This window comes from Vibrio sp. B7, from assembly GCF_963888765.1.
In the GTDB taxonomy this organism is placed as follows: Bacteria; Pseudomonadota; Gammaproteobacteria; order Enterobacterales; family Vibrionaceae; genus Vibrio; species Vibrio anguillarum.
Map to the genome: position 1 here is coordinate 156531 of NZ_CAWPKR010000033.1, position 26207 is coordinate 182737.

16 protein-coding genes are annotated in these 26207 nt (G+C 41.6%); 13 read left to right on the top strand and 3 right to left on the bottom strand.

The features are described 5' to 3' along the window. The first annotated feature begins 89 nt into the window (after window positions 1-89). The 11 genes from AACV32_RS10270 to AACV32_RS10320 all read left to right on the top strand — a co-directional run bounded on the left by AACV32_RS10270 (window position 90) and on the right by AACV32_RS10320 (window position 19967). A complete protein-coding gene (locus AACV32_RS10270) occupies window positions 90-911 on the top strand; it encodes a TnsA endonuclease N-terminal domain-containing protein (protein ID WP_170895019.1) in 822 nt (273 codons plus the stop codon). After that, window positions 901-2982 carry a Mu transposase C-terminal domain-containing protein gene (locus AACV32_RS10275; protein WP_170895018.1) on the top strand — a complete coding sequence of 694 codons (2082 nt, stop codon included), beginning with the start codon at window positions 901-903 and terminating at the stop codon, window positions 2980-2982. Before AACV32_RS10270 ends, AACV32_RS10275 begins: the two co-directional genes overlap by 11 nt. Further along, on the top strand, window positions 2975-4558 hold the full coding sequence (locus AACV32_RS10280) for an ATP-binding protein (RefSeq protein WP_170895017.1): 1584 nt from the start codon (window positions 2975-2977) through the stop codon (window positions 4556-4558). The genes AACV32_RS10275 and AACV32_RS10280 overlap by 8 nt, the downstream gene beginning before the upstream one ends. 56 nt (window positions 4559-4614) lie before the next feature. After that, window positions 4615-6159, top strand: a complete 1545-nt coding sequence (locus tag AACV32_RS10285; RefSeq protein ID WP_170895016.1) for a TnsD family Tn7-like transposition protein — start codon at window positions 4615-4617, stop codon at window positions 6157-6159. Continuing rightward, window positions 6050-7726 (top strand): hypothetical protein, encoded by a 1677-nt coding sequence (locus AACV32_RS10290; protein WP_306690495.1) that lies wholly within the window; start codon window positions 6050-6052, stop codon window positions 7724-7726. Before AACV32_RS10285 ends, AACV32_RS10290 begins: the two co-directional genes overlap by 110 nt. Before the next feature lie 88 nt (window positions 7727-7814). After that, entirely contained in the window at window positions 7815-9422 is a 1608-nt protein-coding gene (locus AACV32_RS10295; RefSeq protein WP_170895015.1) for a type I restriction-modification system subunit M, read from the top strand. Next, window positions 9422-10639 (top strand): restriction endonuclease subunit S, encoded by a 1218-nt coding sequence (locus tag AACV32_RS10300; protein WP_249339484.1) that lies wholly within the window; start codon window positions 9422-9424, stop codon window positions 10637-10639. Before AACV32_RS10295 ends, AACV32_RS10300 begins: the two co-directional genes overlap by 1 nt. A gap of 48 nt (window positions 10640-10687) precedes the next feature. Then, complete coding sequence (locus AACV32_RS10305; protein WP_170895013.1) at window positions 10688-14332, top strand: DEAD/DEAH box helicase family protein; 3645 nt, start codon at window positions 10688-10690, stop codon at window positions 14330-14332. A gap of 12 nt (window positions 14333-14344) precedes the next feature. Then, on the top strand, window positions 14345-18022 hold the full coding sequence (locus tag AACV32_RS10310) for a Reverse transcriptase (RNA-dependent DNA polymerase) (RefSeq protein WP_170895012.1): 3678 nt from the start codon (window positions 14345-14347) through the stop codon (window positions 18020-18022). Window positions 18023-18030: 8 nt separating this feature from the next. Further along, window positions 18031-18471, top strand: a complete 441-nt coding sequence (locus AACV32_RS10315) for a restriction endonuclease (RefSeq protein WP_170895011.1) — start codon at window positions 18031-18033, stop codon at window positions 18469-18471. 152 nt (window positions 18472-18623) lie between these two features. Next, window positions 18624-19967, top strand: coding sequence for a hypothetical protein (locus AACV32_RS10320; protein ID WP_170895010.1), 1344 nt, complete (start codon window positions 18624-18626; stop codon window positions 19965-19967). A 648-nt stretch (window positions 19968-20615) separates the two neighbouring features. Here AACV32_RS10320 and AACV32_RS10325 read toward each other — a convergent pair. Further along, the gene (locus AACV32_RS10325) at window positions 20616-21521 is read right to left on the bottom strand and encodes a LysR family transcriptional regulator (protein WP_371319556.1); all 906 of its coding nucleotides are present in this window, start codon (window positions 21519-21521) and stop codon (window positions 20616-20618) included. Window positions 21522-21627: 106 nt separating this feature from the next. Here AACV32_RS10325 and accD point away from each other — a divergent pair, with 106 nt between their 5' ends. Next, window positions 21628-22494, top strand: coding sequence for an acetyl-CoA carboxylase, carboxyltransferase subunit beta (gene accD / locus AACV32_RS10330; protein ID WP_017045524.1), 867 nt, complete (start codon window positions 21628-21630; stop codon window positions 22492-22494). Between the two features lie 247 nt (window positions 22495-22741). On the opposite strand, the gene AACV32_RS10335 is transcribed toward accD, so the two are convergent. Both AACV32_RS10335 and arfB read right to left on the bottom strand, forming a co-directional pair. After that, entirely contained in the window at window positions 22742-24493 is a 1752-nt protein-coding gene (locus AACV32_RS10335) for a lysophospholipid acyltransferase family protein (RefSeq protein ID WP_170895008.1), read from the bottom strand. Between the two features lie 381 nt (window positions 24494-24874). Further along, window positions 24875-25288: an alternative ribosome rescue aminoacyl-tRNA hydrolase ArfB gene (arfB, locus tag AACV32_RS10340; RefSeq protein WP_017043428.1), complete on the bottom strand. Its 414-nt coding sequence runs from the start codon at window positions 25286-25288 to the stop codon at window positions 24875-24877. A gap of 303 nt (window positions 25289-25591) precedes the next feature. Here arfB and AACV32_RS10345 point away from each other — a divergent pair, with 303 nt between their 5' ends. After that, window positions 25592-26110, top strand: coding sequence for an Hcp family type VI secretion system effector (locus AACV32_RS10345; protein WP_013857791.1), 519 nt, complete (start codon window positions 25592-25594; stop codon window positions 26108-26110). Window positions 26111-26207: the final 97 nt, after the last annotated feature.

Consider the following 26207-nt stretch of genomic DNA (forward strand, 5'->3'; position numbering starts at 1 on the left):
GATCATTAACAATAAAGTCTGATCATTTACAATAAAGTTTGAACAATTAATAACCTCCTGCTAAGTTGAGCTTAGTCGGAGGTTTTTTTATGTCAGATGAAAATAAGCCATTAAATAAGAAAGACCAAAAGCGTTTGGATGAGAAACGTGGACAAGGTGTGGGAAAAGACTATGTCCCTTTCATTAAAGTTGGGGAGTTTAGTAGTTCCGGTGAAAGTGTTCGTGTGAAAAGTACTACTGTTGGGCGGATTCATCATTTTTTCTCAGGCAATGAACTCGCAGCCTTTTTGGTGTTTGATTGGTGTAAAAATGTCATCGACATTCGGGAACAGTTTCCAATTCCTCTTGCTGAATCCCTTAACATTTGTCGTCAGCTAGGTATTCGTCATCCACAAGAAAAAGGCGAATTGAAGATCGTTACAACGGATCTGCTCATTGATTTATTGGACGGAACCCAACTGGCTATACCTGTAAAACCAGCCTCAAAGCTCAATGACAAAAGAGTTATTGAAAAGCTTCAAATCGAAAAGTCATACTGGGAAAGCACCAAGATTCCTTGCCTAATTTTCACCGATCAAGAAGTATCCAAAGAGCTTCAGATGAACTTGAAATGGTTGAAGCCACTAATAGATATTGATGCTGGATTTAACTACTCATTCTCTAAACAAGATGTCATGGATCTTGTGGCTAGATTATCCAGACAACCTAATGCTTATGTCGCACGACACTGTGCTAAATTAGATGATGATTACCAGTTAGAGGCAGGTACTCATATTGAGATCTTCCGCTACGGTATAGCAAATCAATATTTGAAGACACCACTACAAACCCCATTCACTGATTGGAAATGTGAAGACATTGAAGTGTTAATCAGTGACAGTAATAGCTTAGGAGTGGGTAATGCTTCTTAATCAAGTCTATGAATACACTGATTCAAGTGAGCGCATTCGTATCGTATACGAAACAATAGAACTTGTTTGGCTGATCAATATTGATGACGCTTCTGCTTGGCCTATGCCTAAGCCTATTTCCGAGTTGCAAGAACTCATTGTCAGCCAAGAAATACGAAATATCAGTGAGCCTTTTACTTTCTCCCACGTTGAAATAGGTAGTACACAAAGTATCAAACGAGATGAGGCGTATTCACTACTTAAATTAGTATTAGGCGAACCTAGCCAATTATTTGATAAAAATGAACGAAACAGAATAATCAGACATGTGGTTGAAGAGACCGGAAAGCCACGAATTTATTTTATTCGTCAATTGCGCCGCTATTGGCAGCGAGGCATGACACCCAATGCTTTGTTACCGGACTACCATAATTCTGGAGGCAAAGGTAAGCCTAGGCGTAACGTAGAACACAAGCTTGGAAGAAAGCGAACTACTAGTGATGGCGTCGGAGTGATTATTAATGATGAAGTTGCAGAAATATTTCGTCTGGCTATTGATGGCTTCTTTCTTCCAAATGATAAATTTTCAATCAAAGATGCTAAAGATAAGGCCATTGGTCTCTATAAATCTCGCTATCCAGAGTCTGATAAAACATCTATTCCCACTCTTCGACAATTTCGTTACTTCTATGAGTCTAACTACAGAAAGGAAGATGTTGTCAGACGTAGGACTTCATCGAAAACATACGATAAAGATATTCGAGCCTTAACGAGTACTTCAGCCTTTATGAATATGGGACCCGGAGGTCGATATGAGATTGATGCAACGATAGCTGACTTATATTTGGTTTCTGAGAAAGATCCTAATCGAATCATCGGACGGCCTGTTGTTTATGTTGTTAAAGATGTATTTAGCCGAATGGTTACAGGTCTATATGTTGGTCTTGAAAATCCGTCATGGGTAGCAGCTATGATGGCAATGTCTAACGCATTTCTTGATAAAGTTGAATATTGCCGAAGCTACGGTATCGATATTGATAGCAGCATGTGGCCTTCTGTTGGTATCCCTGCATCCATGATGGCAGATAAGGGAGAGCTTTTGCATAGGCAAGCTGATGTGTTAGTCAATGCGTTTAACATTCAGTTGAGTAACTCTCGTTCCTACAGGGGTGATGATAAAGGTGGTGTGGAGCGCTATTTCAATACACTTCAAACAACATTTAAGCCATATATTGGAGGGATTGTTGAGCCGGTAAATGGTAAAAAACGTTTGGGTCGTCGCTATGAACTAGATGCAGAATTAACCTTGAGTGCGTTCACGGAAACGGTAATACACATAATTATCCACTACAATACTCGTCATGTAGTTAAAGATTATGATTTTGCCGCAGATATGCCAGATGATTTACCAGCAGTGCCTCTTCAGCTCTGGAACTGGGGTATAAAAAATCGAACTGGCAAGCTTAGACCATGTAGCAAAGATATGGTCGAAGTGAATTTATTACCAACGGAAAAAGGAACCGTTTCAGCAGTAGGTATCGGATTCAAAGGCTTGAAATATACTTGTCGTGAGGCTTTAGCTGAAGGGTGGTTTGATCGGTTTAAACATTCTAGACCCAAAAATGTCGAGATAGCGTTTGATCCAAGAAGAACCGATGTAGTTTATCTTCGACCTGATAATAGCTACCAATCTTATTGGATATGCGAACTTTCTGATCGTAGTCGTCGATACAAAGGTATGAGTTTTATCGATGCTGCGGGTATTTTAAAGTCGTCCCAAATAGCAGAGGCTACTGCAAATCAAATTAAGGATTTTAGTGCTCCAGATTTGCAAGAAAAATTGGAAACAATTGCTAAGCGAGAGCGTGGAAAGAAAAGTAATGTTCCAAAGTTGAAAGATTCACAACGACTATCTGGTATTAAAGAGAATAGAGACAATGAGCGAGAACTAGAGCGTACAAGCAATGCTGTTAATTTAAAACCGAAGATAGAGCAAACACTAGCTAAGGTTATCGACATTAAATCTGGTCAGAATTCGGAAAATATAGAATATCCCTCACTCGATGACTTTTTAGGAGAAGACGATGATTAACATTCATCATGCAGAATATGCTGAGCCTGAAATAGAAGATTATCGAGATCAGCCTCTGATTAATGCTTTGCCTTTGCTTAATTCTCCACAAGATACAGCGAAAGCTCTCAATCGTTACCCTAAAGTAAGAGAATCTGAAAAAGTTCTGCCTGGCTATATTCGTCGTCATGCGATGATGAGAATACTTGATGAGTTTTTGTATCCTACTAAAGCACATCTTCAACTTGAGCAGATGATTTCTGGGATGATACGACGTGGGTATTTAGGGCGTAATATCGCTTCAAATGAATATCAGCGTAATCTATCCGATGTAGATAACGTCGACTTCTCAGTCGCATCTAGGAATGCAGGCAACGCTGCGTTGACGACATCTGTGATTGGTTGCTCAGGAACAGGAAAAACAACGGCTGTTCAAGCTATATTGGACTCATACCGCCATCAAGCTATTTACCATCCAGATTTCCAGCACATGCAATTAGTATGGTTAAAGATTGACTGTCCTCATGATGGGTCAGCGAAAAGTCTATGTATTCATTTTTTCCGTGCAGTAGATGATGCGATTGGAACAGATTATGAAATGCTTTATGTAAAATCGAGATCTTCGGCTGAGTCTATGCTGGGGGATATAGCCAGAGTGGCTGCTCTGCATTCTATAGGGATATTGGTTCTTGATGAAATTCAGCATTTAAGTGCTGCTCGTTCAGGTGGTGCGTCTAAACTACTTAACTTCTTTGTTACACTCACCAACGTTATCAAAGTACCTGTATTATTCATTGGAACTCCAAAAGCACTCGAACTATTCTCACCTACACTGAGGTCTGCTCGCCGCGCTGCCCAATTTGGTAGTCTAAATTGGAATAGGTTTGAGCATCTGTCGAATATACCAGGAGAAAGTGAGTGGGAACGGTTTATTCATCGGATGTGGAAATTACAGTGGTTTAAATCGCCAACTCCTTTGACTAAACCAATGCAGGACTTATTCTGGGAACTGACTCAAGGGGTGGCACACGTGGCTGTGTCGCTGTTTTATCTCTGCCAAGCTAGAGCTGTTGTTGCTGGAAAAGAGTTCATCACACCTAAATTGGTAAAAGATGTTTTTACCGAAGAGCTATCTATTGTTCATCCTATGATCAAAGCCTTACAAAGTGGTCGAAAAGAAGAGATTGTTAAATATGCAGATCTAGATTTACCTGCTGATTCGATTCGTATATTGGGGCTGTCGAACGATACAGTATTAAGCGAAGTCGAAAGTATTGATGAAACATCTAAAGATAAATTATCGGAACTTACAGATATGTTGATTCGAATGGGTTTGGGGGATGATATTGCTCCGCTTGCTGCACGACAAGCATTAGACGAAAAGCCTGACGCAGATCTCTTTGGATTAGTTGCACATATCAAATCTTTAGAAGACCAAACCGTTGCAGTAGAGAAATCTTCCGGTTCAAAGGTAAAAAAACTAGAGTCGAGGTTTGTTGAACGAGATCTTAGACTACTCAGAAATGATGAACCGATGTCGACTTACAGTAATTTAAAAAATGAAGGCATGATTCTCGATATTACGCCTTTTCTGTAAGATATAAGGCCGCAAACTATACTTAACCAAGTTAAATTATTAGTTTGGCGGCTTTTATGTTGGCTCACTTTCCTAAAGCGCAACAAGATGAATTGTTAACGAGCGTACTGGCTCGGTTTATTTATCAATTAGACATTAAAGACGACAAAGTTGCCTTGGATATTCTATTTAAAAATAGAATGGTAATACCGTCGGCTTTTTTGCAAGGACATATAGATCCGCTGCTTAGTCAGGTAGGACATCTTTGGCGCGTCGACTCGAAGGAATTAATATCGCAGCATACACTCCTCCCGTTGTTTCAACCTTTCTTACCTAACTATCGTTATGAACAGTTAATGTCTGATCTATCGTTTGGTCATGTCAATCTCAGTATGTCGCGAGCAGGGATCAATGCCTCTCTCATTCAATGGCCACTTAGCTATAAAATATGTCCCCAATGCTGGAAAGAACAATTAGAACTTTTGGGCTTTACATACTGGCAGAGATTGTTCCAATCCCCAGGGGTAACCGTATGTTTGAAGCATGAATGTTGCTTAGTTGATACTGGCTTGAGGATTTCATCTTCCCATCGTCATCGCTTCATAGGCACGCTTGGTTATCAGCCTAAAGCGTGGTTATCAGAGGCTGCTAAGTCGTCTGAATTGGAATTATCATCCATGATTGAAACCTTACTCAAATCCGGAGTTGGGTATGTTTCACCTGAGCAATGGACTAGATACTATCAGAACCTTGCCAGAGATAGAGGAATGATGAAAGGTGCAAGGATCGATCATCAAGCTATTAAGTATTTGGTTGAAAAATATTGGACAAAATCATGGTTGGAGCAACACGGCTTGCAGTCGGAGTTAACTGGAGAAAATACTTGGTTACTTTCCCTCTTTAGAAAACACAGAAGACCATTTAGTTACCTACAGCATTTTGTTGTTTGGTTATCTCTTCGAGATTCGGTCATAAAACTGAATGAAGAGCTAAATCTAGCTCGCTCAATACAACCATTCGTTGAATACAAAAGTTATCGTTCAATACCTAACTCAACAAAGAGAGATCAAACTAGAGAAGAGTGGCTCAATTTGCTGAAATTTTTAAAATATTTGCCACTGAAAGAGATTCGGTCTACATCGATTGGAGCAAAATCATATTCTTGGTTATATCGTTATGACCGAAAGTGGTTGGATAGCCATAAACCTCAACGTATGAGTAATTATCAAAACAAAAGGGTTGATTGGGCTAGTAGAGATCTGAAGTTAGTGAAAACTTTAATTCAAATTAAGAATCACGATGAAGATAACTTTGAAATACAACGTCGCTCTAAGTCTTGGTATTCAACAAGAATCAATCAAAAGACGCTTATGGAGAAAAAACTGCATAAGTTACCACTATGTCGTTTGTTTCTTGATCGATATAGCGAATCGATTGAAGAATACCAAGTACGCAGGTTAACTCGTGTTATGGTTCAACTAATTGAACATAAAGATATTTTAAGGCCTGTGTGTGAGATTGAAAAACTTGCTGGACTCAGCCGTAAGCGTAGCAGACAACCTGCGAGGGAGATTCTCAGACTGGACATCCCAGCCTGGCAGAGAACTGCGACATTTTCCTAAAGAAACACCACTAATACACATTGGCAGTATTCAAACTAAAAGTGTATTGGGCAATAAAGTCAGACCTTATATCAATGTCCAATTCTCAGGTTACCCTGAAAGTAAAGTCCCTGCGGAGTTGATACCAATGCTCGTTCTTAATTCGCAGTACAATAATAAAGAGCGAATTTCACGGAAAGAAAGAACATCTCTGGAAGTCAGTATTACTGAAAACGGGCCGCAGATGACATCGCAAGTAGGGAACTCGATTCTTTTAAAAGACGGAAACTTAAAATTAGCCATACCGAGCATAGAGCTAGCAAGGGCATTGTTTTTACATAATGTGCATTTGACTCGAACTGCATTGAGACCTAACGGGTTGCAGGGGATGGCTTTCATTGAGACAGATAAAAGTGGAACTATCATTCGGTTTCACAAGCTATCTGATTACCCGCTGAAAAATCTCGACTCAAAAGGTGCATGTGAGCATATCCGCTGGTTGCTACTGAATCGTGACGCCAAACGAAGTTTTAATAGTATTTACCAGCACCTAATCGAAGAAAAAACAGCTAACTGGAAATTTAGTTTTTCACCACCACCCTTAAAGGGGTGGGGGTTCAGGTTGTTTGGCGAGTATGATCAAGAAGACACGATGCTTTTTCATGTTGAAGAGATAAAACGCGTTAAAACGCCTTACTTTGACTATGGAAAGAAAGTTACTATTTCTCACCCGAAGAAACGAAAACTGATTTCTGTTGAGCCTAGTAATGGGAATCAACCTGAAGTCAATCGTTCTGATCCAGATCCGCAATTAGATTTTCGAGCGACTCCAGGAACGCAAAGAAAAAGGGATATCGTCAGTGAGGAAGGATTCCGTTTTATTTGTGATTCTGATGATGAAGTTAAAGTGCTTCCAGGCAATGACCAACGACGAGTTACGCCGACTGTTAACATGAATGAAGAACCTAAATCAGATATATCAGGAGTCGGACATGCTTCTGATGGTGGTAGTGCTCAAGAGCTTGATTGGGCCATTAATCGAGATGATTGTGGTGAACCAGACGTACCAGAAGAGCCAAAGGAAGTAGCCCCTACAAGTAACTTTCACATTTTTGAAAAGGTTATAAAGCGACTAATGATGTTGCCTGAATATGAGCACCAATCAACACAGTGCTTAGCAATGCCAAAACCAGACAATGGCTCTCTTATTTATATAAATAAATTCACACAGGAGCCTCGGACTTATCACTGTGCGTATTTTTATTATCAACAAATCCCTTTAGTCATTATTGAAGTCGATATCAGCGACATTAGTGCTAAACATAAACTTGGTTCTCGGTTGTTTGCGTTTCGTGAGAGCGGTAATAAGGGGCTTAAGTATGTAATGAAAGCTTGTTCTGAAAAAGGCGTTCATTGGGATCCAGAAATCAACGATGAGTACTGTTCAATCGTAATGGGGATAAAGCATCCTTTTAAGACAAAGATGGTAGATGGGGATAGTGTTCTTAGAACAACCAGTGAATATGAAATCGCGTGGATAGAAGCCCTTCATCGAGCAGTTCAGCGTTCGGTAACCCAATTATCATGAAAACTAAGTGTTTAAGTGGTTCTTATCCAGTAAAATGAAGCCAATATGAGTCAATTAGTTGGCTAAATTCATACTGAAGAGAATATCCATGTTAACAGGCAAAATTCGCAGTCAAATTGATCAAGTGTGGGAAATGTTTTGGACCGGCGGTGTCGCTAACCCCATTTCAGTGATCGAACAAATATCTTACCTGTTGTTTATCCGTCGTTTAGACGAGCTGCAACGCACCGCAGAGCGCCGCAGCCAAGCCACGGGTTTACCAGTTAACAACCCAACCTTTGGCCCCGACGAGCAAGCGCTGCGCTGGAATAGCTTTAAAGACAAAGATCCCGACGTGATGATGACCATCGTCCGCGACCAAGTATTTCCAAAAATCAAAACCCTGCAAAACGAAGGCAGCTTTGCCGAGCACATGAAAGACGCCATTTTCATGATCCCGTCGGCCAAATTGCTCGACCAAGTGGTGCAACTGTTAAGTGCCATCAACATGGACGACAAAGACACCAAGGGCGACTTGTACGAATACCTACTCAGCAAGCTGCAACAGTCGGGCGTTAATGGTCAGTTTCGCACCCCGCGCAACCTCATCCAAATGATGGTGGAGCTAATGCAGCCGAAAATGGGCGACACCATTTGTGACCCCGCCTCGGGTACGTGCGGCTTTTTAATGGCGGCGGTGGAATACGTGGAAACCCACCATAAAAATGACGTCAACAAACCCGCTAACCGACAGCATTTTGATAATGCCATGTTCACCGGCTTTGATTTTGACAAACACATGCTACGCATTGGCGCGATGAACATGTTGCTGCACGGCATTGAAAACCCAAGCGTGCATTACCGCGACAGCTTGCAAGACCAAGGCGACGCCAATATCCGTGACGCCTACAACCTGATTTTGGCCAACCCACCGTTTAAAGGCTCGGTGGACTTTGACATTGTCGCGCCCGATTTACTGCGCGCCCTTGGTAAAAACCCTGCCGCGAAAAAAGCCGCGCCGAAATACAAAACTGAAATTGACGAAAACGGCAACGAGATTCAGGTAGAGGTGAAAAAGAAAGGCCCAACCGAAAAGTCCGAACTGCTGTTTTTAGCGCTGATTTTACGCATGCTCAAAGTCGGTGGTCGCGCCGCGGTGATTGTGCCTGATGGGGTATTATTTGGCTCCACCAAATCTCACAAAAGCATACGCGAAAAAATCGTTAACGAGCAAAAGCTCGAAGCGGTGATTTCACTGCCATCAGGCGTATTTAAGCCTTATGCGGGGGTGAGCACGGCCATTTTAATCTTCACCAAAACCAACTCTGGCGGCACCGATAAAGTGTGGTTTTACGATATGCAAGCCGATGGTTACTCGCTGGATGATAAACGCACGCCACTGTTTAAAGAAGGTGAAACACCCACTCACCAGCAAAGCAACATTGCCGATATTATTGCCCGTTATTTAAGTTTAACCAACCCAGACGGCACGCCCAACCTTGCCAGTCCTGAGTACCGCCGTAAAACCACCGAACAAAGCTTTATGGTGCCCGTGGCAAGCATTACCGGCAACGACTGCGATTTAAGCCTGAATCGCTACAAAGAAGTGGTGTATGAGGAAGTGCAGTACGACTCACCAAAAGAGATTTTAGCGCGGATTAAAACCTTGCAAGACAAGATGGCGAAGGGTGTGGCTGAGTTGGAGAAATTGTTGTGATGAATTTGGTTCCTTTAGATTCGATTCTAACTTTTCATAGAGGTATTACCTTCAAACCAGATGATAAAGTTGATGTTGGAACCGATGATTCCGTGGTGTGTTTGCGCACGAAAAACATCCAAAAAGAGCTTGATGAAAGAGACTTACTAGCTGTACCTTCAAGCTTTGTGAAACGTGATGAATTATACGTTAAACAGGGAGATATTTTAATATCCTCAGCGAATAGTTGGGAATTAGTAGGCAAGTGTGTTCGAGTAAAGTCGACTCGATACAAATCAACAATTGGTGGCTTCATTTCGATGCTAAGGCCGAAAGCAGAATTGATTGATCCCGATTATCTTTTTCGTTTTTTATCAATGGATAAAACCCAAGATAGCATTCGGCATTTAGGAAAGCAGACAACTAACATATCTAACTTAGATAGAGTTCGATTTTTACAAATCAAAATCCCACTCCCGCCAATCGAAACCCAAAAGCAAATCGCGGCGGTGTTAGAAAAAGCCGACCAACTGCGTAAAGACTGTAAGCTTTTGGAGCAAGAGCTAAACAGCCTCGCCCAATCCGTGTTTATTGAGATGTTTGGTGATCCGGTGACCAATCCGAAGGGGTGGGATGTTCGTGCTATTGGAACAACTTTTGATTTACTGACAGATTATCACGCCAACGGTAGTTATGAGATTCTGCAAGAAAACGTCACTCTTCTTAATGAAGGTTACGCTTTGATGGTTCGAACTACTGACTTAGAGAGAAATAACTTTACCGATGGCGTCAATTATATTTCAGAGCATGCCTATGAATTTTTGACCAAAACGAAAGTGTTTGGAAATGAACTTATAGTGAATAAGATTGGTAGTGCTGGAAAAGTATATTTAATGCCAGTTTTAAACAGACCTGTGTCGTTAGCTATGAATCAATTTATGATCCGTTTCAACGAAGAACTCGCTAGTTCTATATTCATGTATTATCTGTTGACAAGTAAAGGCGGTATTCAAGCTATTCAGAAAAAGGTAAAAGGTGCCGTAACAAAAACTATTCGTAAAGATGCGTTGAGAGAAATTGCGTTACCCATACCACCAAAAGTCAAACAAGATGAGTTCTCTCAATTTATTAAGCAACATAAAAAACTGCTTGATGATCACAAATCATCAAAAGAAGAATGTGAAAAGTCATTTAACGCCATTATGCAAAAAGCCTTTAAAGGCGAGCTAAACCTATAACGAATAATCGCTTTTACCTAAAAAGCGGTGATGTAAAAAGGAAATTCAATGTCAGATACGGTTGATTCAAAAGGCGCTCAAGGTGGTAGCAACTTTGCGTTTATGGATAGTGCCATTAACGGCGATGATCTGTTTTCTAGTCGTTGTGCCGAGATTAAAACGCGTGCCCAAAATGCCGAGAGCAACATTAAAACCGATCCACGTATTGCCGGCTTTTATGCCCGTAATGCCTTGGAGTTAATGGTTGAAACCGTATTTGACATTGATAACTGGCTAACCCGCCCGCGCCATGATGTGACCTTAATGTCGCTTATTCACGATAAAGGCTTTAAAGATAACCTCAGCAGCAACTTGTTCCCCAAGTTGAAACTGATCATCAAAATTGGTAACGAAGCAGCGCACGGTAAAACCACACCACCACAGCGCGATGCCTTGCAAGCGGTGAAAGAGCTGCACCATGTGTTGTATTGGTTTGTGCGCACCTATACCCCTGACTTTGGCAACAGCGGGTTTGATCGCAAACAGTTTATCGTTAACCCGTTTGACGAAGCGTTAGTGCCGCAAAAGCTGGCCATTGATGCCACGCTGGTCACAAAAGCCATGAGCAGCATTAAACGGGTGCAAGAGCTGGAAAAACAACTGGCCGAAAGCGACAGCATTAAGCGTGAGGAATACCAGCAACAACTTAATGAAAACGCCGCCCTAAAAGCGCAAAACCAAGCCTTGCTTGAGCAAATTGAACAGGCGAAACAACAAGCCGATGCTGCGCCAGATAACCACGATTACAACGAAACCCAAACCCGCGATTACTTAATTGATGCCTTGTTACACGAAGCAGGCTGGCCGTTAACAGACAAGCGTGACCGCGAATATCCGGTAACAGGTATGCCGATTTCGAGCGCCAATCCTAACGGCAATGGCTTTGTTGATTATGTGTTATGGGGCGATGACGGCACCGCATTGGCGGTGGTAGAGGCCAAACGTACCTCGCGCCGCCCTGAAGACGGCCAGCAACAAGCCAAGCTGTATGCCGATTGCCTAGAACAACAGTGCGGCGTGCGGCCAATTATTTTTTACACTAATGGCTACGAAACGCGGCTGTGGGACGATGCCTTTTACCCGCCGCGCAAGGTGCAAGGCTTTTACACCAAAGCCGAGCTGGCGCTGATGATTAAACGCCGCCATGACCGGCTGTCGTTTTTCAGTGACGAGGCAGGGGTAGGTAAAAAGCTCACCGCACAAATAGACGAAAACATTACCAACCGCCATTACCAAAAAGCCGCCATTACTCATATTTTGCAGCATTTTGAATTAGCCCATCAGCGTAAAGCCTTGTTGGTGATGGCCACAGGTACAGGTAAAACCCGTACAGTGATAAGCCTCGTTGATTTGCTGGTAAAAAATAACTGGGTGAAAAACGTGTTGTTTTTGGCCGACCGTAATGCCTTATTAACCCAAGCTAAAAAGCACTTTGTGAAACTGCTGCCGCGCGTAAGCTGCTCTATTTTAAGCTCAGGGCAAAGCAAAGGCAGCATCGACAGCCGCTTGTATTTCTCAACCTATCCCACCATGAAAAACTTATTGGATCGCGGCGCAGACGAGCGCCCGTTTGGCGTGGGGCATTTTGATTTAATTGTGGTGGATGAAGCGCACCGCTCGGTGTATTCCAAGTATCGTCAGATTTTTGAGTATTTTGATGGCTGCTTAGTGGGCTTAACCGCCACCCCGAAAGACGAAGTGGAAAAAGACACCTACGGCATTTTTGATTTGCAAAAAGGCATGCCCACCTACGCCTATGAAGATGCCAGTGCCTACGCTGAAAAATACTTAGTGCCACCGACTAAAATTTCCGTTGCCACTAAGTTCATCCGTGAAGGCATTAAGTATCAAGAGCTGTCGGATGAAGAAAAACTGGAGTGGGAAAACAAGGCCGAATTAACCGACCGCGAAGAAGTGCTGCCCTCGGAAGTGAATAAGTTTTTATTCAACGGAGACACCGCCGAGAAGATGTTTGCCCAGTTAATGAGTAAAGACGAACTGGGCGGCATTCATGTGGAAGGTGGCGATGTGATTGGTAAAACCATTATATTTGCCGCCAATAACGACCACGCGGTGTTTCTTGAAAAAATGTTCAACAAAAACTACCCGAAATGGGCGGGTAAGTTGGCGCGGGTGATCACTTTTAAAGAAACCTACGCGCAAAGCCTGATTGACGAATTCGGTGGCGACGAAAACGAGCGCAAAGACTTTGACCCGAAAAACCCGACCTGCCGCATTGCGATTTCGGTAGACATGCTCGATACCGGTATCGACGTGCCCGAAGTGGTCAACTTGGTGTTCTTTAAAGTGATCCGCTCTAAGGTGAAGTTTACCCAAATGATCGGTCGCGGCACCCGCTTGTGTGAGGATTTGTTTGGCCCAGGCTTGCATAAAACCACCTTTAAGGTGTTCGATTATTGCCAAAACTTTGAATATTTTGATTCAAACCCTGAAGGCTTACCCGTTGGTATTGCCAAGCCGTTAATGCAGCAGGTATTTGAAAAGCGCGTTAGTTTAAGCATCTTGCTCAATAAACGCTTAGCCGATGAAAACTATACCGAGCAACACCCTGAAGATGCCCAGAGATTACGAGAGTTAAACCGCTATCAGCTCGACTTGCTGCATCATCAAGTTACCGGCATGAACTTAGATAACTTTATTGTGCGCCCGAAACGCCAAGCCGTGGAGCCTTTTTTAGCCCGCGAGCATTGGGACAACATTGACGATGCCAAACACACCGAGCTAGAAAGCCAGATTGCCGCGCTACCGACTGAAGCCGAGCCGTTTAACCCCGTTGAGCAAGTGAATAACTTAGCCAACCGTTTTGATAACCTGCTGCTAACCATGCAATTAGCCTTGCTGGAAAAGGGCTTAGTACCAGAGCCCAATCGTGTTCGAGTGATGGAAATCGCGCAGCAGTTGGAAGGCAAGTCGGTTATTCCGGCCATTCAAGCGCAATTGCAGCTGCTGCAAGACCTGCAAACCGTCGAGTTTTGGCAAGACATTCATTTAGTCACGCTAGAGGATGTACGTCAGCGCTTGCGTAATTTGATGTTCGCCTTAGACAAAGACAAAAAAGAGATGGTTTACACCAACTTTGAAGATGAGTTTCAAGGTGTGCGCGACGTAACAGGCGTATATACCAGCCCAACGGTGGACTTAGCCCAGTACCGTAAAAAAATTGAGCTGTATATTCAAGACCACCAAGATCAGCTAACTATTCAAAAGCTAAAACGTAACAAACCGATTACCCAAGCCGATTTAGACGTACTAGAAGGCTTGTTGTTGGACGCTAGCGGTATGAGTGATATTGAGGCGTACCGAGAGCAGATTTTGCAAGACAAGCCACTAGGGACGTTTATTCGCGAATTGGTTGGCCTAGACATGAACGCTGCCAAAGAAGCCTTTAGCGCCTTTCTTGATGAAGGCGCTTACAACGCTGAACAGATTCAATTCGTCGATCAAGTGATCGATTACCTAGTGCACAACGGCGTGCTCGAAATGGGGCAAATATTCGAGCCGCCATTTACTGACGCGCACGGCGAAAGCGCCTATGGGTTCTTTGATGAAGGCACAGTGGTTGAGCTGTTTGGCGTGATAAGGGCCGTGAATGCCAATGCGAATGTGGTGGTTGAAGAGAGTCAGAGTGCTTAGGTTTATTGAACAATGAAATTATTAGATAAGAAATACTACAATCTTGGCCCCTTCTCTGAATATCTCAAAGATCCGTTTATATTAGGGTTAGCATGGAAGAAAACGGATAACTTTGTCAGAATTCACAACTGGTATGCAGATCTTTTGGCTCTAGATAAGTGTACCTTTAACATAGATGACGAAGTCAATAGTTGGTCAAAAGATGCTGTTTATTGGGGACTATCTAATAGTCATATCGAACTGATACCAGCTCCTAAAGGAGCTAAGTGGTTCATTGATAAGGGGAAATGGACCACAAATAAAGATGATAGAAAGTTAAGGCCTTTAGCTGATATATCTATTAAGGATCAGTCATTTGCAACGGCAGTAGCAATGTGTCTTGCTGATGCAATTGAAACGAGACAGAAAGATTGTTCGCTGATGAATCTTGATTATTCAGATCATATAAAAGACGAGGTTTTTAGTTACGGGAATAGATTGCTCTGTGATTGGGAGAATGAAAAGGCAAGATTTCGTTGGGGAGGAAGTGAATATTATCGAAAGTTTTCTACTGATTATCGAAACTTTTTGCAAAGACCCATTTCCATTGGTAGGGAAGTCGTCCACAAAGTTAGTGAAATTGATGATGTTTTCATTGTTAGTTTAGATTTGTCTAATTTTTATGGATCTATAAAAACCGAGTTATTGATTGAGAAGTTAAAAGAAATAGCTTCGAGGCATTACGATTCTCAATATGTAGAAGATGATCAGTTTTGGAAGCTAGCAAGTCAGATTCTAGATTGGGAGTGGTCTGAAAGCTCGATAACATTACTTGAGGAATTGGATATTCCTGGAAACGTTGGGCTACCTCAAGGACTTGCATCTGCTGGTGCTTTGGCAAATGCATACTTAATAGACTTTGATGAGTCTATAAGTTCTATTCTTAGTAAGAGGATTGAGGGTAGTCAGATTAAATTGCATGACTACTGTCGGTATGTCGATGATATTCGTCTAGTTATATCTGGCGAAGCCTTAATTATTGATGAAATTAAGACGTCAGTTCATAAACTCGTTCAAGGTATTCTTGATGAAACACTCGAGCAAGATGAATTGGAAGATGAACCGAGTTTAGTTGTTAATAAAGGTAAGACCAACGTTTTAGCACTTTCCGATCTTGATAACGGAAGTAGTCTTACCAATAGAATTAATGAAATTCAAAATGAAGTCGGAGCTTCTAGTGTCCCAGAGCGCCGAGGTCTAGATAATAATATACCTGCGCTTCAGCAGTTATTGTTGACAGAACAAGATGACTTTTTAGATGGTGCGGAAGAGCTATTACCTGGGTTTAACAATGATAAGTCTATTAAAATCGAATCGTTACGTCGTTTTTCTGCTCATAGACTAGAAACAAGCTTGGCAAAAAAGAGAAAATTGATTTCACCGAGTGAGAGAGTCCAGTTCGAAAATGAATCTTCGCTAATTGCAAAGCACTTACTAAAAGCTTGGTTAAAAGATCCATCTATAATGGTCATTTTTCGTAAGGCTTTAGATGTAAATCCAAATCTTGATCTCTATAGTAAGATTCTTGATATTATTTTTAATCGTATCAGGTCAAATCGAGATAAATTTGATCGATATATTATGTTATATCTGCTGTCAGATATTTTCCGTAGTGTTATCGAGATATACCGTAGCCTACAAACGGATGAGTTGGCTGATTATCAAAAGTTAATTAGTGAAGTTACCTCCTTTGCTCAAAAGCTACTTGTTTGTAAGGCTTCACTTCCAAGTTATGCATATCAACAAGCACTATTTCATTTGGCTGTTATTAATAAACCTTATATATCCATCGATAAATCAACCTCAGATCTCTCAAAACTTCAGAGTGTTTTGATTAAGCAACATATTGAGTTACTTGAAAGTAGCGATGGATATATATTTGAGTTAGCCGCTCAGATAAGTAATGACTACCAAGCAAATGCTGCTTTCTTACTTTCTCATCCAAATAAGAAAAAAGTTGTTGATATCATAATACAAAAATTTGCTTTTCGAGGTGGGAAATTCTGGAGTGCTCTTTGGAAGGAAATAGTTAGAGAGCAAAATAGGACTAGGATTAATAGGTTTAGATGGGCGATTCCTAAACAAGAGTCAAAAGCCAATGGAGCCGAACATTATCTTTCTTCTGTTATTAGCTTTAAAGAGAACCCTTTTAAGTACGAGCACGCTCTTCTTAAATTAGGTATAGCGTTGGTTAACAGTATTGATGATGTTGATAACAGCATATGGAAAACTGATGGTAAACAATATTCACCACATGAAATAAAAGTGGCGAGCACAAATAAGTCTTGGGCAGATTTGTGGAGTCCGGATGTAAGTATAACCTGTTCAGTTGATCGGAACGAACAAGTTGCTAAAGACCCTCGCTATCATAGTCCTACGTGGCTGGCTAAGCGCAATGATGAACCAAAGCTTTATTGGGTATGTAGCGTGTTAAGAAGTGCAGCGTTAGGAAATGTAGATTTTACTCAACGAAATGATCTTAGATTAGATGGTTCGAGATATGATGGAATTCGCTCCCAGTGGTATAAGCGACGTATGGGAATGTTACATACGCCTGAATCAATTGTGGGTTCATATGGAACAATAAGTGATTGGTTTGCAAGCCTTCTTCAACATGGATTACAGTGGCCGGGTTTTTCGTCCTCATATCTAGAAGAAGAGGACATTTTATCAATTGGTAGCCTTGAAGAGTTTAAGAGTTGTTTGAAGGCAAGACTAGTTTATCTTAATACACAACTATGTATTTCATCTAATGTGCCAGCATTACCAACAGTAGTTTACCGGCCAGAATTAGCGTCTAATTCGTTTAGAATAGTTACGGTTCAACAGCTTTATCCTAAAGATAAGAATTTCCATCCTTCTGATGTGAAATTAGATAACCCTGATGTACGCTGGAAGCACAGAGAACATTTGGCTGAAATTTGTAAGCTAGCGGAACAGACTTTAATTGCGAAGTTGAAAACTGAATCGAGGGAATACAAAAGTACCGCTGATTTAATCGTTTTTTCAGAAGTTGCTGTTCACCCTGATGATGAAGATATAGTAAGAGCACTGGCTTATAGAACCAAAGCTATCATATTTGCAGGCTTTGTGTTTACTGAGCACGATGGTCGTATAGTAAATAAAGCTCGGTGGATTATTCCAGATACAACAGAATCAGGAATTCAATGGCGTATTCGAGATCAGGGTAAATTTCATATGACCGATGGTGAGCTTGCTTTAGGAGTCCAAGGATATAGACCAGCACAGCACATTATATCTATAGAGGGACATCCTGAAGGGCCATTTAAGTTAACTGGTGCAATATGCTATGACGCAACAGATATAAGGCTTGCCGCAGATCTAAGAGACTTGACAGATATGTTTGTTATTGCTGCATATAACAAAGATGTGAATACATTTGATAATATGGCTTCTGCTCTTCAGTGGCATATGTATCAGCATGTCGTAATAGCTAACACTGGAGAATACGGAGGCTCAACAATGCAAGCTCCGTATAAGGAAAAACACCATAAGTTAATCTCTCATGCACATGGAACCAGTCAAATAGCAATTAGTACTGCTGATGTAGATTTAGCGGCATTTAGAAGAAAAGTAAAAAAATATAAGTACACTAAAACTCAACCAGCAGGTTTTAATCGACGACATTAAGAGGATTTATGCAAGAGTTAGTTCAGTGGGCTACGGTTTTGTCGCCTGTAGTTAGTGGAGGCGTTGCTATTTGGGCTATCCTCGTTGCCACCCAAACGATTAAAGAAAACAAAGAAATAGCTAAGAAGAGTGTTGCGGATTCGGCTTATCATACTTACCTTCAATTGGCGATGGAGCACCCTCAGTTTTCCAAGGGGTATAGTGCAGACCCTAGAAAAGAAAGAGATCCTGCGTATGATCAATATGTTTGGTATGTCGCTCGAATGATATTTTGTTTCGAACAGATTGTAGAAGTTGAAGGGAGCTTAAAGGATAAATCGTGGGCAAATACCTTAGAAAAACATTTGAAGTTTCATTCTGAGCATTTCAAAAAAACTAGAGTTATTGAAGAAAAACTCTATATAGAGCCAATTTTGGATCTAATAAGGCTTAGTCTGATTTCAGGGTAACTAAATGGGAACTTAGTTTTAGGTACAACCAGAAGAGTTATGTGCGATGATTCATATAATTAAATTAAAAATGTGTGAAATTTAAAATGGCTATACGAAATATTCCCTATTCAGATGAAAGCTCGTTATGTTCTCCCTACACGGGAATTAATGTGTTAGAGCAAAACTATAGTGATGATACATCTTTGCTATATGTATATGACTATAAGACTGGAGAGTTTTTATACTGTCATGAAAGCTTCTCGTTGGAAAGTAATCAGAATCCTTTGGCTGTGGCTAGTAAGTATAAATCGGCAGTAGGCTTTCAACTTGATTTACAACATTTATACGTTTGTTTTGTCTCTCCTCAAGAGTTAACAAATGGTCAAAATATTATTCCAGAAAACCCTGTTCTATCTTTAATTCAAATTGATCGTTCTACCTTGGTTAGGGATCTTGGAGAGTCGCCAAATAATTCATCTGTAGCGAAAGATAGCCTTAACAGCTTGATCAGCACTTTACCATCACTGGCAAGTGCCGTTCATTCTATATCCAGTGATGCCGTGCAACTCGTGTTCAAACCAGAGGTAGCAGAGCAACTAGCTAATGGAACTGCTACGGTTTTAAATGATCAAAGTGGTGCTGCTATGTGTATTGCTATTGGTCCTGATGGAAAAATCATTGGGCAAGCAAGACAAATTCCTGTAAGTAAGCTACCAGCTATTGGAGCTGCCTCTTTTCAAATACTTTCAGTAGTTGTAGCACAAAGTCATTTGGTTGATATTAAAAGAAAGCTAAAATCGATTGAAAGTAAAATAGATCACGTTAACAATTTTATAAATGATCAATTCAAGAGTACTTTGAAATCACATTTGATTTATTTAACTGAGTTTTCTCAAGACTTATCTTATAAGCGTTTGTCTCAGTCAGAATTAAGTGCTCGTCATGTTAGATTAGAAGCAATATATGGTGATGCTTTAAAGGCTATAGATTTCTGTCAGGATTCAATTAAACAAAATCAGCAGCTAGTTGAATCGATTAAAGCTGTGGATACTTTTGGAAGTGCTAGCACTAGAGATGAGTTAAAGTCCAAACTTAAAGATGATTTCAATTTATTTGAACAGGCGGTGTTGTCTCATTCCTTAATGACTTTGGTGTATGTATTAAGAGCGTTCATTAATCCTAGAAATAGTACCCACCATGAAAACTTATATAATTGGAAATCTGTTGGTAGTAAAGAGATACCAATGCTAATGGAAAGTTACTTCAGGAAGTTCAAAGAGAAGACTGATAAGTTGCTTGGTAAGGTTGTTTTTACAAGTGATAAAGAACTGAGAAATAGAAGAAAAGATATTTTTTCCACAATAAAGACAACCGCATTACCAATGGTGGAAGAGTTTGAGAGTAATTTGCTTTGGAGTGAGAGCGTATCGACTAAACTTCAAATGCTTGGTCAAGAAACGAAGCTCTACATCATGAAAGATTCAAATGGAAAGATAGAGAAAGTTTTATTTTAGCGCTTTTTATGATCAAACTTTATTGTGGATTTTAAGTTCTTAACAATCATTTTTGATGAAATAAATGATCAAACTTTATCATTTTGAGAGTTGCAAATGACCTATTTCTAGGTCATTTATGATCAAACTTTAATGTCCAACGACAATATTGTTGTGTGAGTAGAATAAAGTATCATCGTTTTTCTTTGCTCAAACACTTAGCTCAAGTGATGTAAACAAGCGATTCAGCACAAACCCGCTTCTGCCACTTAATGCTTCAAAGTAGAAGCTCATAACGCTTTTGTTCCTCCCTCTTTTAGGGGGAGGCTAGGAGGGGGTGTTCACCCCACCCTAACCCTCCCCTTGAAGGGGAGGGAATCAGTTTTGTGAGCGTTGGGAGTAAGCCATTTATTATAATGGATGCAGTTTGCTAAAACAGTTTTTGTCCCATTACGAGTTTGCGTAACAAAATGATGCTCTTCCTTCGCAGAACATTGCCCGATTCTTCCTAATAACTGACCATTCAGAACCGATGCGCCCTTTCTACCAGTGTAGTGAATCACCCTGCGTATGCTAAGTAGCCTAACTTTGCATAGCAATTCGCTTAGCAAATCCTCTACTCTAAATAAGTGGTTTAGACGAAGCTGTTCACGGAAATTGTTCTTCTGCCTATATACTTGTATCTAAATTTGCGTGGCACTGTAAGTGTTCAATAAACATTGAGACCTTTTTTGCCAAGTGTTTTCTGGAAGCGTAAAAGACATATAAAACCAAATCTTCAGGCGCGTACTCCATTTTTATTATTTCCAGAGAACCTACCTCTATCTCATTACGACAAGATTCGGTTGGCAATATCGCGAACCCCAAACCAGCTAACGCGCCTAATTTAGCTAAATGTCCACTATTGACTTTAAATGAAGACTTTACCTTTTGGGTTGTCAGCTCACCTTTAGCGTTTTTGAAGACCCACGGTGTCCCGTTTAACGCGGTAAAACTACTTATACAAGGAACATGTTTCAAATCGGTAATCTGGAAAGGTCTTCGCGTAGTCTGAAGGAGTTTGGGAGATGCCACCACCGCACTTGGCCAACATTTAACCTTCTTCGCGACCCAATTAGTGTCTTCGAGCCTTCCTCTATGAAAACTTAAAATGATGTCAAACCGATCAAACAGATCCTCTTTAGGGCTAAGACTCGTATCGCAACATAATGAAATTGAGGGATGTTGAGTACAAAATGAAACCACTGCTTGGGCTAAAGTTGGTGCATCAGGCATCAAAACTCTCAGTTGACCCATGACTTCATGGGAGTGCAGTGTCACTTCCTCAAGAGCATCATTAAGTTTGTCTAGCAACGGCTGTGTGCGTAAGTAAAGATGTTCTCCTGCGTCTGTCGGAGCGATTCGGCGTGTGGTTCTGTCAAATAGTCTTATATCTAGCCGTTCTTCGAGTAAAGCGATATGGCGACTGACATTTGATGTCGGTAAAGATAGAAATTCCGCGGCTCGTTTAAAGCTTTTGTTCTCATAAACGCAGTGAAAACTTTTTAGCCACTGCTGATCAATCTTATCAAGCATCTCATTTAATCCCATTAAGTTGGATTATCAAACCCATTTAAACCACTTTATTACCAGAAGTTGGCTTATACAATGTTCCTCACTAAGTTACCTAGTGAGGCATCCCATGAGTTGGTTAGAAAGGTTAATAGATAAGAAGAAGATCATCAGTACACATAAAGCGCCGATTCCCGAGGGAGTATGGATTAAATGTCCGTCCTGTGACCAGATCTTGTACCGTATAGCCCTCGAGGGAAATTTAGATGTGTGCCCAAAATGCGATCACCATATGAGGATGTCAGCTCGCCGCCGATTAGATAGCTTTTTGGATAAAGCAGAGCGAATTGAGATTGCCAGTGAATATGAGCCGAAAGATTTGCTGAATTTTAAGGATCTAAAACGCTACAAGGAACGTCTTGTTCTCGCCCAGAAAAGTACAGGAGAAAAAGATGCGTTAATTGCAATGAAAGGAAAACTAATGGGCTTACCTATTGTGGCCTGTGCATTCGAATTCTCTTTTATGGCTGGTTCAATGGGGGCAGTGGTAGGCGCACGCTTCGTTAAGGCTATTAATACGGCTATTGATGCAAATTGTGGATTGGTATGCTTTTCTGCTTGTGGGGGCGCTCGAATGCAAGAATCACTCATCGCATTGATGCAGATGGCTAAAACCAGTGCTGCCTTGAATCAGTTATCAATGGCTAAGTTACCCTACATATCTGTGCTGACCGATCAAACTTATGGGGGGGTATCTGCAAGTATCGCCATGTTGGGTGATATTAACATTGGTGAGCCGAAAGCAAGGATCGGATTTGCAGGACGCCGAGTTATTGAACAAACCGTTCGAGAGAAACTACCAGAGGACTTTCAGCAAAGTGAATTCCTCTTAGAACATGGTGCTCTAGATATGATTGTGGATAGACGTGAGATGCGCAAACGAATTGGTGGACTGGTCGCTAAAATGACCAATACCACTATTCCACTGGATGTATAGTTTATAGGCTCAGTTATGCTCTAGAGCGGAAGTTGATAAACGTTCTGTACCTCCCCTTGAAGGGGAGGGAATCAGTTTTGTGAGCGTTGGGAGTAAGCCATTTTTAATTTGAAAGCGCCCCTGATAGTGCTATCCAATATGCGAAACTCAGCTCTGTTTTCTTCAAAAGGAGTGCTAGGTTGGGGGAGTGTGTTATAGGGATACCTCCCCTTAAAAAGAGGAGGTATAAACAACCCGAACAACAGAGTTAAAGCGTGTGATGGGTGAGGTATTCGTATGCTTCCTTAGTGCCCATGTAGCGGCTTAAGCTGCGCACCGGAACGTTGCGTAAATCGACCACAATCAAGCCATCTAACGAATCATTAAAATCAGGGTCTACGTTAAAACTGACTAACTTGCCATTTAAACCGAGGTATTGACGCAGTAGCACCGGTACGCTTTTCCCTTCATCCAACCGGGCAATCACTTTTGAAAGCAGCTGTAAATCAGCCAATGCACTCAGCAAACTGGCATTCCAAGGAGCTTGTTGCTTGGGGAGTGGGTTACTTGCCTCTACCAAATGGGCGTGTTGGTTATTGTAGTAGTGCTGCGTCATTGTATCGGCTAATAAACGGCGCGCACTTTCACTGTAATCATTGCTGATACTTACGGGGCCAAATAGGTGCGTATAGTGCGGGTTTCGGTGCACATAGGTTGCGATTCCCTTCCAAAGCAGCAATAGCGGAGCCATACTTTTTTGATACTCGATGTCGACGACTGAACGCCCCATTTCAATTGCATTACCTATGGTATTGAGAAAGCGGTGGTCATACTGAAACAGCGTTCGTGAGTACAAACCTGCAATACCGCTTATAGGCACAATACGGTCGACTAAGCCTAAACGGTAAGCTCCGACTAATTTCTGCGCTTCGCGATCCCAAATGAATAGATGCAGGTAGTTGCGATCGTATTGATCGATATCGAGCTCGGTGCCAGTGCCTTCACCTACCAGCCTGAAATTGTGCTCTCGCACTCGTCCTATTTCGTGCAGTAACGAGGGGATGTTTTCTGCGCTGGTACAATACACATCGAATTCGTTATGCCTTAATAGATGATCAGAAAAAGAAAGCTGCTCAATATCGTGTAACAAAGCGCTTAGGGGGAACCGCTGCGCAATGGGTTGTAACGGCTCATCATTGGTTTTATTGCGCTTGGTTGGGTTGATGTGACTTAAAAGGTAGGTGTTGAGCCTTAAATAGCTGACCAGCGTCTCATCACACAGATGTTGGATTTCTTTATGATTGATCGCATCGCCAATGGCGATTTCGATACGCTGATGCTTTTTATTGAGCAGTTCACGGCCCAACATTAACGTTCTTAGTAGCGGGTGGATTTTTCCGGCCATGTAAAAGCGTTTCGAATTTTGCCCGTTGATGAACACTGGTAACGCCATCGCTTGATGCTTTTGTATCAGTCGGCTGACTGAACGGCTCCACTGTTTGTCCTCCAGTTTCTGCGTTTTACTATCAACCAATTGTGACACTTCGCCCGCAGGAAACATCAATAGTAGCCCTCCTTGAGCAAGGTGTTTATTGGCGGCTCTCAAGGCTTGCATATTCGCTTTTTGCGCGGCTTTGTCTTCAAAAACATCCACACCAATGAACAGCGAATCTAACTCTGGTACGGTTTTTAAATAGTGATTGGCTAATATCTGCACGTCTGAGCGAATTGAAAGCAGCATCTCAGCCAGAATAACGCCTTCCACACAACCAAGTGGGTGATTTGCAACAACGACTGTCGCGCCTTGAGTGGGAACTTGAGCTAATGATCCTTTCACCACTTGGTAGTCAATACCCAATACCTCTAACGTAAAACGCAAAAATGTTGCGGTATCGCAATGGGGTGGGCGTTGTGCATAAAACTTATCTAAACGAGTTAGGCCTGTCGCCCACTCAGTGAAGTGTTCGCCTAGTCCAAACGGCGTTTTTCTCGGTAATTTAAAAGGGCTTGTCGTGAGCATAGAAACCTCGCATTTTATGCTTTGTGCTTATGCTAGAGAGGGAAGATGACAATCTGGCTGCGATTAAGTGAGTAATTGATGGCTCTTTTTTTACAGTTTAATGAAATCCGTCTCAAACTGGAGATAAATTAGAATCTTGGATGCAACAATGATTTTTTAGTAAAACTAAATAATTTATTGCTCACAAAATGAAGCAAATTTGTGTTGATGCGACATTTTTGGTGTTAGCTTGTAATGGCTGTAAAAAATATAAAAATGTCAATTGAACCTTTGTTTTGCTGATCTGGAATAGACGGGAGCTTCGTGCTCCCGTTGCTGTTTTTAGCGCGAGGTTGCTTATTTCTTTTCTTCTTTATTTTGCCTTGCTGCCAATCCATTCATTTAAAAAGAGACTTTACCGCGCAATGATTTATTGGCCGCTATCCGTTTTTTCTCGTCAACTCGCCGACGTTGAGAGCTTTTTGTCGGTTTGGTTGCCCGGCGCGGTTTTTCTATCACCATCGCAGAAAGAATAATTTCTTTGAGACGTTTGAGTGCATCTTCTTTATTCAGCTCTTGGGTGCGGTGAGATTGCGCTTTGAGGACAATAACGCCCTCTTTGGTCATTCTGGAATCTGGTCTTTCGAGTAATTTTTGTTTGTAGATGTCCGGTAACGTTGAGCGTCTGATGTCAAAACGTAAGTGGATCGCACTGGAGACTTTATTGACGTTTTGCCCGCCATTTCCAGCTGCACGAATCGCAGTAAGTTCGATTTCCCAGTCTGCCAGTTCAATAGTGTTGGATAGTTTGAGCATACAACCAAAGTAAAAATGTGTTCAATCCGCATTCTAGTTGAGGTGGCTAAGGTTATCTACCGCAGATTGTGGCTAGATTAGGAAAAGCGATACAGAGTGACGTATTGCGAAATCGCAGCGAAAAATTGCTTGATACGAGCAAGTTTCTACCCGGACGAGCAAGTTCTTGCTCGAAAATGAAAGCTTATAATCTAATTGGTTGAAATTTAAATATTTTTGTTTTGGCATCCCCTTTGCTTTAAGAAACATTACATAACGCGATGCAATTTCCATCGCTTTTTCTTACTGAATAAGGATTAAGTCATGCCAACTCCATGTTATATCTCTATCGAAGGCGAAACTCAGGGTCTCATCACTGCTGGCGCTCTTTCTACTGACTCTATCGGCGATGCTTTCGTTGAAGGTCATGAAGATCAAATGTTGGTTCAAATGTTTGACCACGTTGTGACAGTACCGACTGACCCACAATCAGGTCAGCCTTCTGGTCAACGTGTTCACAAACCATTCAAATTCACCGTTGCGCTAAATAAAGCGGTTCCTCTTCTTTATAACGCGTTGGCGTCTGGCGAGAAGATGAAATCGGTTGAGCTAAAGTGGTACCGCACGTCTATTGAAGGCAAACAAGAGAACTTCTTCACCACTAAACTTGAAAGCGCGTCTATCGTGGACATTCATTGCGAAATGCCACACTGCCAAGATCCTGCGAACGGCGACTTCACGCAAAACGTTACGGTTTCTATGTCTTACCGTAAAATCCTGTGGGATCACGTGAACGCGGGTACTTCAGGTTCAGATGACTGGCGCAAACCAGTAGAAGCGTAAGCTTTGATTTGGGTGGCTGGTTGATGTTGCGTAAGCAAAGCCAATCCGGCCAGCCACCTTTTTTAGCCTTAAGCAAAGTGCATTCAATGAGTGTGAC

Excerpts from the sequence above, each read along its gene's own strand:
- AACV32_RS10305 (WP_170895013.1), top strand. The coding sequence starts at position 10,688 with ATGTCAGATACGGTTGATTCAAAAGGCGCTCAAGGTGGTAGCAACTTT.
- AACV32_RS10315 (WP_170895011.1), top strand. The coding sequence starts at position 18,031 with ATGCAAGAGTTAGTTCAGTGGGCTACGGTTTTGTCGCCTGTAGTTAGT.
- AACV32_RS10335 (WP_170895008.1), bottom strand. The coding sequence starts at position 24,493 with ATGCTCACGACAAGCCCTTTTAAATTACCGAGAAAAACGCCGTTTGGA.
- AACV32_RS10270 (WP_170895019.1), top strand. The coding sequence starts at position 90 with ATGTCAGATGAAAATAAGCCATTAAATAAGAAAGACCAAAAGCGTTTG.
- accD (WP_017045524.1), top strand. The coding sequence starts at position 21,628 with ATGAGTTGGTTAGAAAGGTTAATAGATAAGAAGAAGATCATCAGTACA.
- AACV32_RS10325 (WP_371319556.1), bottom strand. The coding sequence starts at position 21,521 with ATGCTTGATAAGATTGATCAGCAGTGGCTAAAAAGTTTTCACTGCGTT.
- AACV32_RS10280 (WP_170895017.1), top strand. The coding sequence starts at position 2,975 with ATGATTAACATTCATCATGCAGAATATGCTGAGCCTGAAATAGAAGAT.
- AACV32_RS10285 (WP_170895016.1), top strand. The coding sequence starts at position 4,615 with ATGTTGGCTCACTTTCCTAAAGCGCAACAAGATGAATTGTTAACGAGC.
- AACV32_RS10300 (WP_249339484.1), top strand. The coding sequence starts at position 9,422 with ATGAATTTGGTTCCTTTAGATTCGATTCTAACTTTTCATAGAGGTATT.
- AACV32_RS10310 (WP_170895012.1), top strand. The coding sequence starts at position 14,345 with ATGAAATTATTAGATAAGAAATACTACAATCTTGGCCCCTTCTCTGAA.
- AACV32_RS10345 (WP_013857791.1), top strand. The coding sequence starts at position 25,592 with ATGCCAACTCCATGTTATATCTCTATCGAAGGCGAAACTCAGGGTCTC.
- AACV32_RS10295 (WP_170895015.1), top strand. The coding sequence starts at position 7,815 with ATGTTAACAGGCAAAATTCGCAGTCAAATTGATCAAGTGTGGGAAATG.
- arfB (WP_017043428.1), bottom strand. The coding sequence starts at position 25,288 with ATGCTCAAACTATCCAACACTATTGAACTGGCAGACTGGGAAATCGAA.
- AACV32_RS10275 (WP_170895018.1), top strand. The coding sequence starts at position 901 with ATGCTTCTTAATCAAGTCTATGAATACACTGATTCAAGTGAGCGCATT.